The organism is Paenibacillus cellulositrophicus, assembly GCF_009363095.1.
In the GTDB taxonomy this organism is placed as follows: domain Bacteria; phylum Bacillota; class Bacilli; order Paenibacillales; family Paenibacillaceae; genus Paenibacillus_AQ; species Paenibacillus_AQ favisporus.
This window is the reverse complement of the sequence record NZ_CP045295.1, coordinates 624,860-640,089: the sequence shown is the minus strand read 5'-3', so window position 1 is coordinate 640,089 and position 15,230 is coordinate 624,860. Positions and strand designations below refer to the sequence as shown.

The 15,230-nt window shown below is 51.0% G+C and carries 12 protein-coding genes; 11 read left to right on the top strand and 1 reads right to left on the bottom strand.

Translation table 11 applies throughout. From position 1 onward, the window contains the following. The first annotated feature begins 42 nt into the window (after positions 1-42). Positions 43-585 carry an HXXEE domain-containing protein gene (locus GCU45_RS02830; RefSeq protein ID WP_152397994.1) on the top strand — a complete coding sequence of 181 codons (543 nt, stop codon included), beginning with the start codon at positions 43-45 and terminating at the stop codon, positions 583-585. A 104-nt stretch (positions 586-689) separates the two neighbouring features. Here GCU45_RS02830 and GCU45_RS02825 read toward each other — a convergent pair whose 3' ends face one another. Beyond that, complete coding sequence (locus tag GCU45_RS02825) at positions 690-1,715, bottom strand: hypothetical protein (protein ID WP_152397993.1); 1,026 nt, start codon at positions 1,713-1,715, stop codon at positions 690-692. A 312-nt stretch (positions 1,716-2,027) separates the two neighbouring features. Between GCU45_RS02825 and GCU45_RS02820 the strand changes: the two genes are divergently transcribed. From GCU45_RS02820 to GCU45_RS02775, 10 genes are all read left to right on the top strand, one after another. Further along, a complete protein-coding gene (locus GCU45_RS02820; protein ID WP_152402735.1) occupies positions 2,028-2,558 on the top strand; it encodes a sigma-70 family RNA polymerase sigma factor in 531 nt (176 codons plus the stop codon). 101 nt (positions 2,559-2,659) lie between these two features. Then, entirely contained in the window at positions 2,660-3,091 is a 432-nt protein-coding gene (locus tag GCU45_RS02815; RefSeq protein WP_152397992.1) for an NUDIX domain-containing protein, read from the top strand. Positions 3,092-3,279: 188 nt separating this feature from the next. Next, positions 3,280-3,909 carry a hypothetical protein gene (locus tag GCU45_RS02810; RefSeq protein WP_152397991.1) on the top strand — a complete coding sequence of 210 codons (630 nt, stop codon included), beginning with the start codon at positions 3,280-3,282 and terminating at the stop codon, positions 3,907-3,909. Further along, the gene (locus GCU45_RS02805) at positions 3,906-7,061 is read left to right on the top strand and encodes an ATP-binding protein (protein ID WP_244364408.1); all 3,156 of its coding nucleotides are present in this window, start codon (positions 3,906-3,908) and stop codon (positions 7,059-7,061) included. The genes GCU45_RS02810 and GCU45_RS02805 overlap by 4 nt, the downstream gene beginning before the upstream one ends. Next, positions 7,061-7,711 (top strand): response regulator transcription factor, encoded by a 651-nt coding sequence (locus GCU45_RS02800; protein ID WP_076164392.1) that lies wholly within the window; start codon positions 7,061-7,063, stop codon positions 7,709-7,711. Before GCU45_RS02805 ends, GCU45_RS02800 begins: the two co-directional genes overlap by 1 nt. Before the next feature lie 216 nt (positions 7,712-7,927). Further along, positions 7,928-9,370 carry a hypothetical protein gene (locus GCU45_RS02795; RefSeq protein ID WP_152397990.1) on the top strand — a complete coding sequence of 481 codons (1,443 nt, stop codon included), beginning with the start codon at positions 7,928-7,930 and terminating at the stop codon, positions 9,368-9,370. Between the two features lie 5 nt (positions 9,371-9,375). Beyond that, on the top strand, positions 9,376-10,821 hold the full coding sequence (locus GCU45_RS02790; RefSeq protein WP_152397989.1) for a hypothetical protein: 1,446 nt from the start codon (positions 9,376-9,378) through the stop codon (positions 10,819-10,821). Between the two features lie 58 nt (positions 10,822-10,879). Next, the gene (locus GCU45_RS02785) at positions 10,880-11,407 is read left to right on the top strand and encodes a YEATS-associated helix-containing protein (RefSeq protein ID WP_152397988.1); all 528 of its coding nucleotides are present in this window, start codon (positions 10,880-10,882) and stop codon (positions 11,405-11,407) included. A 139-nt stretch (positions 11,408-11,546) separates the two neighbouring features. Continuing rightward, entirely contained in the window at positions 11,547-12,170 is a 624-nt protein-coding gene (locus GCU45_RS02780; protein ID WP_152397987.1) for a hypothetical protein, read from the top strand. 277 nt (positions 12,171-12,447) lie between these two features. Beyond that, a complete protein-coding gene (locus GCU45_RS02775) occupies positions 12,448-15,045 on the top strand; it encodes a winged helix-turn-helix domain-containing protein (protein WP_208837098.1) in 2,598 nt (865 codons plus the stop codon). Positions 15,046-15,230 lie beyond the last annotated feature (185 nt).

The following is a 15,230-nucleotide window of genomic DNA, read 5'->3' as shown; positions in this document are numbered from 1 at the left end:
TATATTTAGCGAGACTTTGTCAGAAACGGGGGAGGAGCTTGCATGTTAGAAGCTATCGACGAAGCAGTGAGCATCAATTCGCTCATTTGGTTGTTTCTTGCTGCATTTATGATTCACGATTTTGAAGAAATCATTACGGTGGAAGGCTGGATGAGGCGAAATTATGATCAGGTCAGCCGGATCGTCCCTGACCGCGCGGGCCGGATCCTCAAAGATTTTTCCAATATCACCGGTTCCCAGTTTGCCGTAGCCGTATTTTTCGAATTTATCTTGTTTATCCCTTTTACATACTTGGCCGCCGATCATCATTGGATGCTTCTGTTTACAGGCTTTAATACGATTATGCTTATCCATGTATTTACGCATGTGGGGCAGAGTATATACCTTCGGAGATATACGCCTGGCGTGGTGACCGCGGTGTTGGTTACACTGCCGTATTCAATGTACTTATTTTACCGCCTGCTGGATGCAGGCTTGGTATATGGCTCAGACCTCGCCTGGAGCATCCCCGTTGGTGCTGCTACCGTGCTGCCTGTCGTGTGGATCGGTCATCAGTGTGCGCGGCGGATTGCGCCGAACAGGTAAGGGGGATGGACGACTCTGTTAGGGTATTTTGACCTGAGCATGTTCCGTTCTGGCTCTTCCGTTCTCTGGCAGCAAAAAAGGAGCCCTAAGGCTCCTGCCGGAGATCAGTTTCGAATGCCGTTCACCGGTGTCATCTGAAGGAAATAAAACTTTCCTTTTTTATTAATCTTTCCGGTAATGGTGGCTGCGCCTTTCTTTGTAAAGATGTATTCGTTCTTCTTGATTTGCACCGAGTACCCTTTCATTTGAATCCCGAACACAGCCTTGGCTTTGGGCTTGATCGCGGATAGGGCCTGGTTTTTGCTGAGAACGGGTTTGGCAAAGGATTTGGCGAAGTCCTGGTCGTTCGTCCAATCCTGGCCGAGTAAATTTTGGATCTCCCAGACCTTACCGGTTTTTGCCCCGATGACGACGTGATTGTTATCATCATCGTCCCGGAAGTTCCATACAAACTTCTTGTCCCCGGTTTTTTCGCGCAGCACATATTCGAACGATTTGGTGAGGCTGATGCCCAGCGTCTTCAGGGACTGATTCGCTTTATTGGCAAGCTGTGCTTTGACGGAGGCTAATGAATAAGTCATGCTTGCCGATATTTGGTTCGCTTGATCCAGATCGATGTACAGGCTCTGGTTGTTCCCCCAGAGAACCCAATAATTTCGGGGAGCATTATCCTGGTAAGGGGAGTAAACACGCCAGATGGCTTCTGTTTTGAACTTGTGATCCGTGTCATAGGTTTTCAAGAAGGCAGTCGTTTTATTGGCCAGGGCTGCACCGATAATCGCATTGGTATTCGAAGATTTATAGATGATGCTGGTCGATTCCACCCGTTTCTTTGCCGGATTATACTGCTGGTTAAACTCGGCATCGATTTGACCGCTGAGTTTTCCGTAAATAAACAGGGGCTGGCCGTTTGCATCCTTATCCACGCTCGTAAATTCGATCTTGGTGCTGCCTGAGAGTTTGTTCAGGACTTTTGTCAATTGAGCTTCAACTGCAGGATCCAAGCTTAAGGAAGATGCTTCGATTTGCGCTTCAGCAGGCATGGATTGGGGTGCCGCATAGATCGGGGCAGCAGACAGCAGCAGCGAAAGGGCGGCGGCCGATAAGGTGATAGAGCTCCATTTTTTCATTTGTTGTTTTCCCTCCTGTGTCTTGTATCCAAATGGTTTGGTATTCATGCACTAGACGTCGTTAAATATGAAAATGTTTCAAGATATGGATTTTTTTATAAATATTTATTGAATTTATAACTTAAATCAAGGGGAGAAGCTGCTTCGCATAAAAGGAAAGTTTGCTTTCCGATTCTAAATCGCGAAGGAGCGCAAGCTGCAGAAAGCGTCTCGGCTGGTCCTTTGTATTGGTGTCAAATCCAAATCACGCTTTATGCGGCCGATCCATCTTAATGATGCTGCTTGAAAAGGAGAGAAAACAATTTGCTGGATATGGTAGTGGATGTCAAAAAAGCTCAAGAGGGCGATCTCGATACTTTTGTCAAGCTTATACGCCAACTGGAATCACGGCTGTACGGCTTGGCCAAGTCTATTGTGAAGCGTGACGAGGATTGTGCGGATGCAATCCAGGAAACGCTGCTTAAGGCATATAAGTCATTAAATACGTTGAAGAAGCACGAATTTTTCAATACTTGGATCATCCGGATTTTGATCAACGAATGCAATCAAGTGCTGCGGCTCCGAAAACGAACCATCGTGATGGGTGAGCTTCCTGAAACGAACTACCCAATCGCTGCTCATGGCGCAGATCATCAAACGAGCGACCTGCAGGAGGCTGTTGACCGGTTAAACGATACGCTAAGACTGGTTGTGCATTTGTTTTATTATCAGGACCTGTCGGTCAAGCAAATCGCGGAAATCCTTGAAATTTCGGAAGGCGCCGTCAGGGCAAGGCTGCATCGGGCAAGGGGCGTACTTGCGGATTGGATGAACTCAATGAGAATGAACTTTGCGGGGATTTGAAAAACGATAATAATCACTCAGAAACGGTTAGAATAGATACTTATACAGCAGCATCGTATGGATAAAATAAATAATCCACGCCAGGAAAGGAAAATGTGGATATGCCTGCAACATCCGTCGGAGTCATCATCACGAACCGTACCGTGTTCCTCGCCTGCCATTCCACGGGCAATACGTTTTATGATCTGCCAAAAGGTATGCCGGAGGAGGGAGAGACACCGGAGCAGACCGCATGCCGGGAAGTCCGGGAAGAAAGCGGACTTAACATTCTACCGGATCAAATCAAGGATTTAGGCGTTTTCCCGTATAACCGAGCCAAAAACCTTCATCTATTCTTATGGGAAACGGAATTTCTCCCTCCGATAGAGGAAATGGCCTGTACCTCTATGTTTATTGACCGATACAGCGGTCAGGCGAAGCCGGAGGTAGACGGTTATGAATACATCGGTTTCGATCAAGCCGATAACATGATGACCGCGAATATGGCACGCGTAATCCGTGATGCGGAGCGGCGTATCCGGGAAATGTCCTGAGTTTAATCCAGACAACGAAGCCGCCTCTACGCAGGCGGTTTTTTTGCTGCGTGTTCACGTCCTCTGCGAAGCATTCTGGAGTAATGGTAACACCCAGTTCTATCAAGTTATTGACAATTGTCAGGCTGGGTTTACTATAAACATGGAAGGAAAAAATTAGGTATTTCATATACCGGCAGGGGGTCTGGATGAAATTGTTAACGGTTACTTATCAAGAAATTGAACCTAAGCTGCAAACGGGGGATATTTTGCTGGCACACGGCGTCGCCAAAGGCAGTCAGCGGATCGAAGAGCTTGAGCATTGTCCATGGTCGCACGTGGCGATGGTGGTCCGGGCGCCGGAGGGTGAAGCGCTGCTGTGGGAATCCACGTCACTGGATAATCTGGAGGATACTTGGCTGCATGTCAAGAAATCCGGTCCCCAGCTCGTTAAGCTTCGTGACCGCCTGTCTACGGACGTCGGGAACCATTATGACTCGATTTTCGCAATCCGTCAGCTTCAAACTGATCGTACACCGGAGATGCAGGCTATGCTCGATCGCTTCATTGAAGAAGTGCATGGTGCAGTTTTTCCCGACAAGAAAAGAATGTATTGGGAAATTATAGAGGGAAAGTTCGGGATAACTTCTTCTTTCCGCGACTTCTTTTGCAGCAAATTGTTAGCTGAAACGTATATCCAGCTCAAGCTGCTGTCCTCCACCAAAGCGCCTAACAGTTACGAACCTAGAGATTTCACATCGAAGCATCGTTTGTCATTGCTTGGAAACGCCAGACTCGGCGACGAAATTTACTTGGACGCCTCTTCGTTTCGTGCATGAGTTGGCGTCGCCGCATCAGGGCTGCCGTATTTGCTGTGCTGGTCTTCACTGCAGCCTGGAATCCGGCGGTAATCTCCGCTTCGTCTTCGCTGACTGTGAAGAACGGCGAAATGCAGCTCTCCGGATGGGACTTTAGAAGCGACGGATCCATCGAACTGAATGGGACTTGGGAATTTTACTGGAAGCAGCTCCTCTGGCCGGAGGATATGCAGAGCGCAACATCACCGGAGGTCAGCGGATATGTGGAAGTTCCCGGCTACTGGACGAATCACAGGCTGAACGGATCACCGCTTCCGGCGGACGGCTATGCAACGTATCGTATGGTGATTCGCGGGCTTCACCCGTCGGATGATGTGGCCATTAAACTGCGGAATGTGTATTCTTCTTACGCTTTGTGGGTGAATGACGAACTTGAGGCTTCATCCGGACAACCCGGAACGACGCCCGAAAACACATCTCCAAAGTATGGTGCCTCCATCGTCGTACCGGTTAGACCCAGCCCGGAAGGGAGCTTGACACTGCTGATCCAGGTGTCCAATTTCACTTATCCCAAGGGAGGAATCAACAATTCTCTCGAGCTGGGAGATGCCAAGCTGCTTCGGAAGGAGAGGTCAGGAGAGCTGGTTCAGGACAGCCTGGTTATCGGGGCGCTGCTTGTCATGGGAGTCTACCATCTGTTCTTGTATGGATTCAGGCGAAAAGATGTTACCCCGCTGTATTTCGGGTTGTTCTGCATGTGCATCGCCTTTCGAACGATGCTGGTCGGTTCGAGATACATTCTGGAGATCCTTCCCGGTTTTTCGTGGGAATGGTTCGCCAAAGCCTCCTATTTAACGGTTTACGTGGGCGAGTTTTTCTTGATCTCATTTATTTATTATTTGTTTCCTCAATATTTGTCGCGTTCCGTTCGACGCGTTACCCAAATGTTCACCCTCATCTTGACTTTGCTTGTGCTTACCACGGATATACGGATTTACGATTATTCGCTGCTGCCCTTTGAGATTTATTCGATTGGCCTCGTGCTGTACGCCATTTATGCTTCTTACCGGATCGCCCGTCAGCGCCAGGAAGGGTCTCTGCTGCTCATCCTCGGGTTTAGTTTGATCTTCGTGACCGCACTGAATGATACGCTGAACCGGAAAGGCATTCTGGATACCCCGGCACTGCTGCAATTTGGCGTACTTAGCTTTGTTTTTATGCAATCCCTGCTTATATCCAAAAAATTTTCCCGTGCTTTCTCCCAGGTCGAGAGCTTATCAGAGCGCTTGTTGACACTGGATAAGCTGAAAGATGAATTTCTAGCCAAAACATCCCATGAACTCCGGACACCGCTGCATGGCATTATCGGACTGGCGGATTCGCTGATCGACGGAAGCTCCGGCAAGCTCCCTCTGCCCGTGATCGAGCTGCTGCGGCTCATGAAAATCAGCGGGCAAAGGCTGGCCCATCTGGTGAACGACATCCTGGATTTCTCTAAGCTCAAACACCAGGAGATTACTTTGCACAAAGTGACGGTGGATTTGCGCCTTGCCGTCGACCTGACCCTTCAAGTCCTTAAGCCTCTGGCAGTAAACAAGGGACTCCATATGGAAAATAAGCTGCCGGACGATCTGTATGTAATAGCGGACGAGAACAGGCTCCAGCAAATATTGCATAACTTGATCGGCAATGCCATTGCGTATACGGAATCCGGAACCGTCACGATCACGGGACGCAAGTCGCACGGTCAAGCCAAAATTCAGATCAAGGATTCGGGAATCGGCATTGCTGAGTCGGACTTGTCCCGCATTTTCGAATCGTTTGAGCAGGTCCATCCCATGAACGGTCCTCAGCAGGGCGGAACCGGTATTGGGCTGTCTATTACGAAGAAGCTGATTGAACTGCATGAAGGCGAGATTGAAGTGGTGTCCAAATTGGGCGAAGGCTCAACGTTCAGCTTTTCACTTCCGCTGGCGATGCCGCAAACGCCGCGGATACAACCGAGGACGGCGCTCCCTTCACAGAACACCGCGGTGCAGGATCGGCATACGGATTGGAGCATGATCCGGACAACCGCGGAACCCGCGGAAGCCCGGATACATCTGCCTTCAGTGCTTATCGTCGATGACGACCCGATCAACGTCCAGGTGCTGCTGCAATTTCTCGGAGGGAAATATGCTCTTAAGTCAACGGGAAGCGGGCAAGAAGCCGTGGAATGGATCAGGAACGGCTACAAGCCGGACATCGCTCTGCTGGATGTGATGATGCCGTTTGTGTCGGGGCTTCAGGTGGGCCAAGAGATACGCCGGCATTACAATTCCGGGGAGCTGCCGATGATTTTCCTCAGCGCCAAGAGTCAAATGACCGACCTCGTTGCAGGCTTTGAGCATGGCGGCAACGATTATCTTGTGAAGCCTGTCGACAAACAGGAGCTGCTGGCCAGGCTGGAATTGCATCTGCAGCTGGTCCGCTGGAACCAGACCCTGGAGCGCGAGGTTGAAGCAAGAACGATTGAGCTGGAGCATTCGCTTGAGGAGCGGGCAAGAGCGATGTCCGAAGTCTCGGTCCTCGCCGAGCGCAACCGGATTGCCGGTGAAATCCACGATCATGTGGGGCATATTCTTACGGCGAGCATCGTTCAGCTTCAAGCCGGTCTGAAAATGTTATCCATGAGCGCCCCTGAATCGGTCAACAAGTTGAATCTAGCGTCAGAATTGGTTCGCAAAGGGCTCCATGAAATGAGGAATTCGGTACATATGCTGGGCGAGGAAGCAGCGGCCGCATCCTCGTTCCAGGATTCCCTGCTGCAGATCGTAGAAGATTCGGAAAAATACGCTGGGGTGACACTGGAGCACATCATTGAAATCACGGATGGCCGTCTGGAGCCGGAAGCGGAAAAGCTGATCCGCCATGCGCTGCAGGAAGGAATCACGAACGGCATCAGGCATGGCCGGTGTACGCATTTTCGGTTCGAGCTGGTGGAAGAGGACGGCTCGGTCCGGTTCACCCTGGAGAACAACGGCTTGCCATTTGCATCGGATCGGCTTGGTTTCGGTCTGACCATGATGCGGCAAACGATCCGCCGAAGGGGTGGAACCTTCCGGATCGGCACCAATGAAGGTGCAGGCTGCCTATTGGTGCTCACACTGCCAAGTAGAAGGGAGGATCAATGATGTCAAAACTAACGATACTTATCGCAGAAGATCAGACGCTTGTGCGGGAAGGCCTTGAGACTATACTTAATCTGGAATCCGATATAGAGGTTGTAGCGACAACCGACAACGGCCAAACCGCCTATGAGCTTACTAAGAGCTTGAGGCCGCAGCTCGTGTTGATGGATATCGAAATGCCGGTGATGAACGGGATTACGGCGACCCGGCTGATTAAGGAGTCTAGCCCGGAGACGATTGTTCTGATTTTAACGACGTTTACCAATGAAGATTATATTATCGAGGGTCTTGCCAGCGGAGCGTCCGGCTACCTGCTCAAAGACTTCTCATCCGACAAACTGATTCATTCATTGAAAGAGGCGGTTCGGGGCGAGCTGATGCTGCCCTCCAAGCTGGCGGCCAAGTTTGCTGCCCGTATGCGCACAGCAGCAGCCCCCAGGCAGCCCGGAATCGATTATGGGCTGACCCCGAGGGAGCTTGAGATCGCCAAGCTGATTACAGCACATAAGAACAACCGGGAAATTGCCGATACGCTGTACATCACCGAAGGGACGGTGAAAAACTATATCAGCGTGATTTATGAGAAAATCGGGACGAATGACCGGACCAAGGCCATCCTGCTGCTGAAGCATGCCTTGGAGGCTGTAAACTAATGAAAATGAACTTCTCACCAGCACCGTTTCCTCTTCAAAGGAAGCGGTGTTTTTTATCTCCATAAGTATATCGGTGAACCAGAATCTCGAACAGTTACTTTCGTCATATCCCGGTCATATGACAAAATGTACACTTCAGTCACTTATCGACAGCAAGGAATGCCCGTTATGATGGAGGCGTTGAGAGCATAACCGAATCGAAGGAGGAATTTAAAAGTGACGACGGTGAACACCAATTTAAACGGAACGGACGCTGGTTCAATCTTTGATCCAAATACGACGGATCCGGATAAGCTGAAAATGCAGGCGGACGCGATGCTGTTCTTATCTGACCTGCAGGTCAACCAGGTGCTGAAGCAGCAGTGGACTTCGCTCTTGGCCAATATCAAATCGAAAATCGACGCGAATCCCCCGGCCGGCAGCGACAAAGAGACCGTATATAAGGAAAAGCTCAAAATCATCAACAACTTTTTGGCGCAAAAAGGGTATGAAACCACTTCAGTGTATGTGCTTGAGCTAACCCGTACCGATTTTTACGAAGACCATTTGAAGGAAAGCGAACCGAATGCGGAGTCCGACCGTTTCGTCCAGGACATCCTGGCGAAGACCGCGCTTCTGGCCGGCTGGCAGGATGCGATGCAAAAGGCAACGGATACCGATACGTCGGCGCCGGATCAATTCCTGGCTCAGCACGGCTATACATGTACCGCGAAGCAGGTCAACGCTTCTTTTAAAGCGATGCGGAATGTAGACATGAAGTTCTGGACAGGTATTTATGGCAATACGGTTATGACCACATCCGACGGCAAAACGGATACGGGACCCGTAGTCATTATTTACGACAGCCTCGATGGGATCTCGATTGGCAGCGATATGCTGGATAAAGACTTGAATAAAGTCACTTACAAGGACGGCGTACTCAGCTGGACGAAGGATGACTTTACGGTGAATCATTCGGGTCAGCTGACATTCAGTCAGGTTACCCGGGCAGCCAAAGACGATAAAGATGCATACGTCGGCAATGAGTTTTTCGGTACGATTACGTATTCCAACAGCGACGGCACTGAAAAGAAGGAAAGCATATTTGGACGGATCGGCAAGCCGCCGGAAGGTTCTTCGGGCAGTCACGACGGAAATCGGAAATCGTGCCCTACTCCGCCATCCGTACAGCTGTCCGTCGTTGATAAAGCGATGAAATACCTCGGTTACTTTATGGCTGCGGTGTTCGTCGTGGATTTCATCGCCTCTGTGCCTAAGCGGTTTAAGGCTATATCGGAATTCGTAGAAAAAATCAAAAAGCCGAACGAACCGAATAAACCGGAAGTCGAGAAGAAGCTCGACAGCACCAAAGAGGAAATCAAGGAATCCAGTGATCCGAAAGCACTCGAGGAGAACGGTTCGTTTGTGGACAATATCGACAATGTGCAGCCGGAAAATTTCAACAATGAGCAGGGACTCGACTTCATTAATAACGAGCAGCTGCCGCCGGCAAGCGATGTTCAGGCGATGGAGCAAGGCATTGAAAACATGAACGAAAACGGAGAAATCAATCAAAACGAGGAAAATGTTCAAGAGGATCCAAATCCGGTTGACGATAAAATTCAAGGCAATGAGGAAAACGAATTTGAGGGCTTAGCTGAGCTGTTTGGGGAGGCGTAATGGTGATGAGCAATAATGCGGTGGCGCAGGACCAGGCACGTTTTTGGCAATTGTTCGTTCAAGCGATATCCGGGCATCTGCCGGGCAGCGATCCGAAAAATTTCATAGCGGCGGCCGGACGGGTGGACTCCCATCTGGGCAGCGAGACTGAAGTCGTCGCTCTGACGGACGCCTATAATGTAGGCAATACGATCCCTTCCTGGGGGTTAACGTGGAGCGGCGCGTTCAATAATAAGCTGTTCGATATTTACCAGCAATGGGTCCGGGATATCGTCCCTGCCGGCAGCGGCGATTCGGGAAGCGGCGGCTCGTCTTCCGGCGGGGGATCGGGCGATCCGCTGGACACGCAAATCGAGGATCTCCGGTCAAAAATCGCGCTCCTCAGCAGCGACATTTCCAAAATCAACCAAGGCATCTATTCGGACTGGCTGAACGAAGTTTGTGCGGAGCTCGATTCAACGGGAAAAGCATGCAGCGTGTATTTTACCAACCCGCCGGATCCGACCTGGGCTAACTTCCGAACCCAGCAAATGGGAACCGAAGATTATAAGGCAAAGGTAGAATCGCTGCAAACGACATACGGCGCCCTGCTTGGCGGAATGACTGAACAGCTGAACGCCCTGCTGCTGAAAAAGTTCGGACCCGGCTACCAGGAGCTGGCCGATGCGACCGAAGCGGTCGCACTCGCCGATCCTTTCGAGCCTCACTCTGCGGATGAGCTGCAAAAAACGGCTCAGTTCCAAATGACGATCAAGGAGAACGATACGACAGCAAGTGTTCCCCGGTTTAAAACGAGCGAACTTAAAGACGTCCGGCAATGGCTTATCAAGCAAAATGGCATCGCAACGAAGAACGGAGGTCCGCTGTTCGCTGAGCAGGCAAACGTACAAATCGCATTAAATGATCAGCAGCAGACCGAAAGGGACAGCTCATGGAAATTCAGTGCCAACGTGGGCATCCCCATCGACTGGTTCTGGCTTGGCGGGAGCACCAATGATTCCGGATCCACACAGTTTAAAGAGGATTATTCTTACGATATTCTGATCACTTATCAAGATGTGATTACCGTGAATATCAACCCGGGGGATTGGTTCTTCGAAGGACTGCTGTCCACGTATAAGGATTACACCAACTGGCCGCAGGGCAGCATGTTTGCAGGTAAACCGCTCTGGGACGAATCCGGACTTATGAATATCGTCGTCAAGGGAGTCGTCCTAGGATACGCGCCTTACTTGAGATTCTCATCCAAAGACTGGACCAACACAACGACGCAAACCCAATGGTCCGCCAAAGCAACGTTTGGCATCGGCCCGTTCAATTTCGAGTCGGCGTCCGCTTCCGGTTCCGATTACAGCTCGATGACGACCCAGCTCCAAGACGGTTTCGAAGTTCGCGATACGAGCGGAATTCCGAAAATCATCGGTTTAATTGTGGATACCCCCAATGGATGATCCATCCACTCCGATACATGCTCCCTTAGCTTCATCCCCGATGCTGGATTCAGCCCCTATGGCCGTTCAGCAGCCGTCTTCCCAAGAGGCGGCTGCTCCCCAGCCAACAAAGGAGCCGCTATGGCTGATCAATGTCGATGCGGCGTTTAAGGTCGGCTGTCTTGTGGCATTGCTGCTGATCTTGTGGTATTTGGCACGCCTTGTCTTTTTTCAGGCGCTGTCGGAAGGAGAGATTTATTTTCTGACCATGACGCTGTGCGGGTCCGTAGGAGGTGTAACCAGCTTCCTGCTGGTTAAAAACACGGATACCGACACCGGGATGCACTTTAAGGACAACAAGTCGTTCTACCTGCTGGTCACCGCGGTGTTCTGCGGAAATATTGCTTCCTTTTCCGTACCGCTGCTGCTGAATTTCATTCAATTGGAGAATGTGATCAGCACGCAGGTACCGCAAATATTTGTATTCATCGGGGTGTGCCTGATCGCAAGTACGTTTTCCGCACGGATCATAAGCAGCATTTCATCCCGGATCATTAAATTGAATGAACATTCAACGATTAATATCAATAATGATAAGCAAGGGTAAAGTGTTAAGGGATAGGAGAGTGCTGGCATGCTGCGGCGCTCTTCTTTTTTTGCCTGCCGTCAACATCACAGCGGATTCTAATCGGTTTTTAATCTTGTTCTTTTATAGTGAAGTCAATTCTCTATGAAAGGTGCAGCCCATGAAAACAAAAAAGGTTTGGATCCCTGCTATCATAGCAGCTGTTGCTGCCGTCCTGCTCTTAGCTTACTATTTTTATATTTCTTCTTTTCACAGTAATGGTGATCACCTCTTGGCACCCCCGGAAGGACGTGGGTTACATTCTCGCGGAGAAGAGCGGCCTGAAGGTGGCGCGGAAATTTTTAAGTTCCTGGGAACGCTCGCTGTGTTTCTCGGTGCGGCCAGCTTCTCTTGGGTCTGGTTTAAAAAGAAAATGAAATCGCCTTCGATGCTGGTGCGAAAAACCGGGAAATTTCTGTACGGCGTGCACAAGCTTTTGGGTTGGATAATTCTAACGCTCGTCACGGCTCACGGTTTATTTTTTTTGATAACCAAGCCAGGTGATCATAAAATATTTACCGGTCTTTCCGCATTCACGATCTTATTAATGATTGCCGGTTACGGTTTCTTCATAAAAAGAATTCGTAACAAGAGGATGCGCGTGGTGCACCGTTATCTCGGCATTCTGTGGGCTCCATTGCTGCTTCTGCACGCCGGCGGATCAGCCATCGTTGCAATCATTGCAACGCTTGCAGTATGGGCAGTGATACGAATGCTGGAAAGAATGCCGCGGTCATCGTCGTAGAACCATTCACTGAAGGTGAAAAAGCAGCCGATTATCCATTTAATTTTTAGTGGTGGAAACATTCGATTAAAGATATCATGATGGATATAAATCATAGAATGGGGCTATTTCGGATGCGGATTGATATGAGCAAAAATGGGTTTAACGAGGGATTATATCCATGAATATTCCGGAACTTCCTGTATTATCTACTAAACTATACATCCCGCAGCCACGAACGAGGCTCGTCTCTAGGCCGCGTCTGATTGAGCGGCTGAAGGCGGGGATGGGGCGCAAGTTGACCTTAATTTCTGCTTCAGCCGGCTTTGGCAAGACGACACTGATCAGCGAATGGGCTGCCGGTTGTGAACGGCCTGTCGCTTGGGTGTCTTTAGACGAAAGGGATAAGGATAGTCTGCGTCTGCTTACGCTCCTAGTCGCTGCTTTGCAGACAATAGAGCAGCATTTCGGAGAAGCGGTAATGCGTGCAATCCAATCCCAACCGCCACCGGAAGCCGAATCGATGCTAACAATGCTGCTGAATGAAATTTCAACAATACCGTTTGAATTCGTCCTTGTGCTGGACGATTATCATGCTGTAGGAGACCGGCAGATCGATCATACCATCGCGTTTCTGGTCGAGCATTTACCGCCGCAAATGCACCTGGTGATCGCGACTCGGGAAAACCCGCAGCTTTCCCTCAGCAGGTTTCGCGCCGGCGGCCATTTAACCGAATTGCGCGACACCGACCTGCGCTTTACTGCAGGCGAAGCAGCCGAGTTCCTCAATCAGGTGATGGGACTGCATCTGTCAGCAGAGGATATTGACGCGCTGGATCATCGTACCGAGGGCTGGATCGCGGGGCTGCAGCTCGCGGCTCTCTCGATGCAGGGACGTAAGGACATTCCCGCTTTTATCCGTTCCTTCGCCGGAGACAACCGGTACATCGTCGACTATTTGGTCGAGGAGGTTCTTCAGCGTCAGCCGGCCGATGTCCGCAATTTCCTGCTGCAGACCTCGATTCTGGATCGGCTGCATGGCCCGCTGTGCGATGCCGTTACCGGCCAGAACGAAGGGGCAGTTCGGCTTCAATCGCTGGAGCAGGGCAGCTTCTTTATCGTACCCCTGGATGACAGGCGGCAGTGGTATCGCTATCACCATCTCTTTGGTGAAGTGCTGTCCATACATTTAAGAACGGATCAGCCTGACCTCATTCCTGAACTGCATCGGCGTGCGAGTGCGTGGTACGGACGGCACGGCTCCTACGCTGAAGCAATAGGGCACGCGTTGGCCGCCGAAGATTTCCCGCGAGCGGCGGATCTGATCGAGCAGGCTTGGGCAACCATGCGCAGGAACAGGCAGGAATCCGCAGTACTCGGGTGGATTCAGGCGCTGCCCAAGGAAATCATTCGCCATAGGCCCGTTCTCAGCGTTGAATATGCATGGGCGTTACTTGCCGTCGGCCAGGTGGAAGGGGCAGAGGAACGGCTGCGCGATGCCGAACGGTGGCTGGAGAATTCCTCATTGGATAGGACGCCGGAAACTTCAGCAACCGATATGTGTTACGTAGACGAGGAGGAATTTCGCCGCCTTCCGGGCACCATTGCCGGATACCGCGCCGCTTATGCCCAGGCCATGGGGGATATACCCGCCGCCATTACATATTCGAAGAGAGTACTTGAACTCGTTCCGGCGGACGATCATCTTCGGCGCGGCGCGGCAGCCGCGCTCCTTGGTCTTGCGGCCTGGACGAGCGGTGATCTTCAGGAGGCGTACCGGATGTTCAGTGAGGGAATGGCGAATGTCCGGCGGGCAGGGAACATCTCAGACGCGATCGGGGGCTCCATCGCTCTGGCCGATATAAACATAGCGTTGGGGCGGCTTCGCCAGGCCATGGATATCTTTCAGAATGGATTACTGCTTGCTGCCGAGATGGGTACTCCTGAAATGCGGGGCACAGCAGACATGTACGTCGGAATGAGCGAGCTAAGCCGGGAGAAGGGGGACTTGGACGCCGCCATGCAGCATCTGCACAGAAGTCAGGAGTTGGGTGAGCAAATGGGTCTGCCCCAATATCCGTATCGCTGGCGGGTAGCTATGGCGCGTATTCGGCAATCGCAAGGAGACTTGGATGGCGCGCTTGAAATACTGCAAGAGGCTGAGCAGCGGTATGTCGGTGATTTTTTTCCAAACGTGCGTCCGGTGTCGGCCTTAAAAGCACGCGTGTGGCTGGCTCTGAATAGATGGGGCGAGGCTGCGGAGTGGGCACACGAACAGGGTCTATCCACATCGGATGACCTGCACTATCTGCGCGAATTTGAGCACATAACTCTGGCCCGGGTACTTTTGCACCGGCATCCAAGTAACCTTGCACATATTCAGAAAACGTTGGGATTCCTGGAACGCCTGTCCCAAGCAGCGTCAGACAGCGGAAGGACGGGGAGTCAAATCGAAGTTTTGATCCTTCAAGCCCTTGCTCATCACAGCCAAGGTGACATGTCCTCCGCACTTGCGCCGCTGGAGCGTGCCCTGACACTGGCAGAGCCGGAAAGGTACGTTCGGATTTTTGCAGACGAGGGCCAACCGATGGCCGCTTTGCTGGAAGCAGCATGGCATGGAGGGATCTGTCCAAACTATGTGCGGCTTCTTCTGCTATCCTTTGGCAAGGAGGGGAGCGGATCGGCTGCGAAAAAGGCAGTTGGGGAGCCGCTGAGCGAACGGGAGCGGGACGTGCTGCGTCTGCTCAAAACCGATTTGAGCGGGCCTGAAATCGCACGTGAGCTTCACGTCTCGCTGAATACGCTGCGAACGCATACCAAAAACATTTATGACAAGCTTGAGGTGAACAACCGTCGGGCAGCCGTAAGGCGCGCCGAAGAGCTTGATGACTTGTGACATAGCGATTTTCGTATAGCTCCGGACCTGGAAGAAGGAATAAGCCCAGGATCGGGGCTCTTTTTTATGCCAATTACTTCGAATGAATGTACGGTGACCATTTAAAATCACCACATCTGGTGATGCCGTCTCACCACATGATCTTGTATCTTCAATTTAGGAACAGAGCGGCACGATGAAAGGAG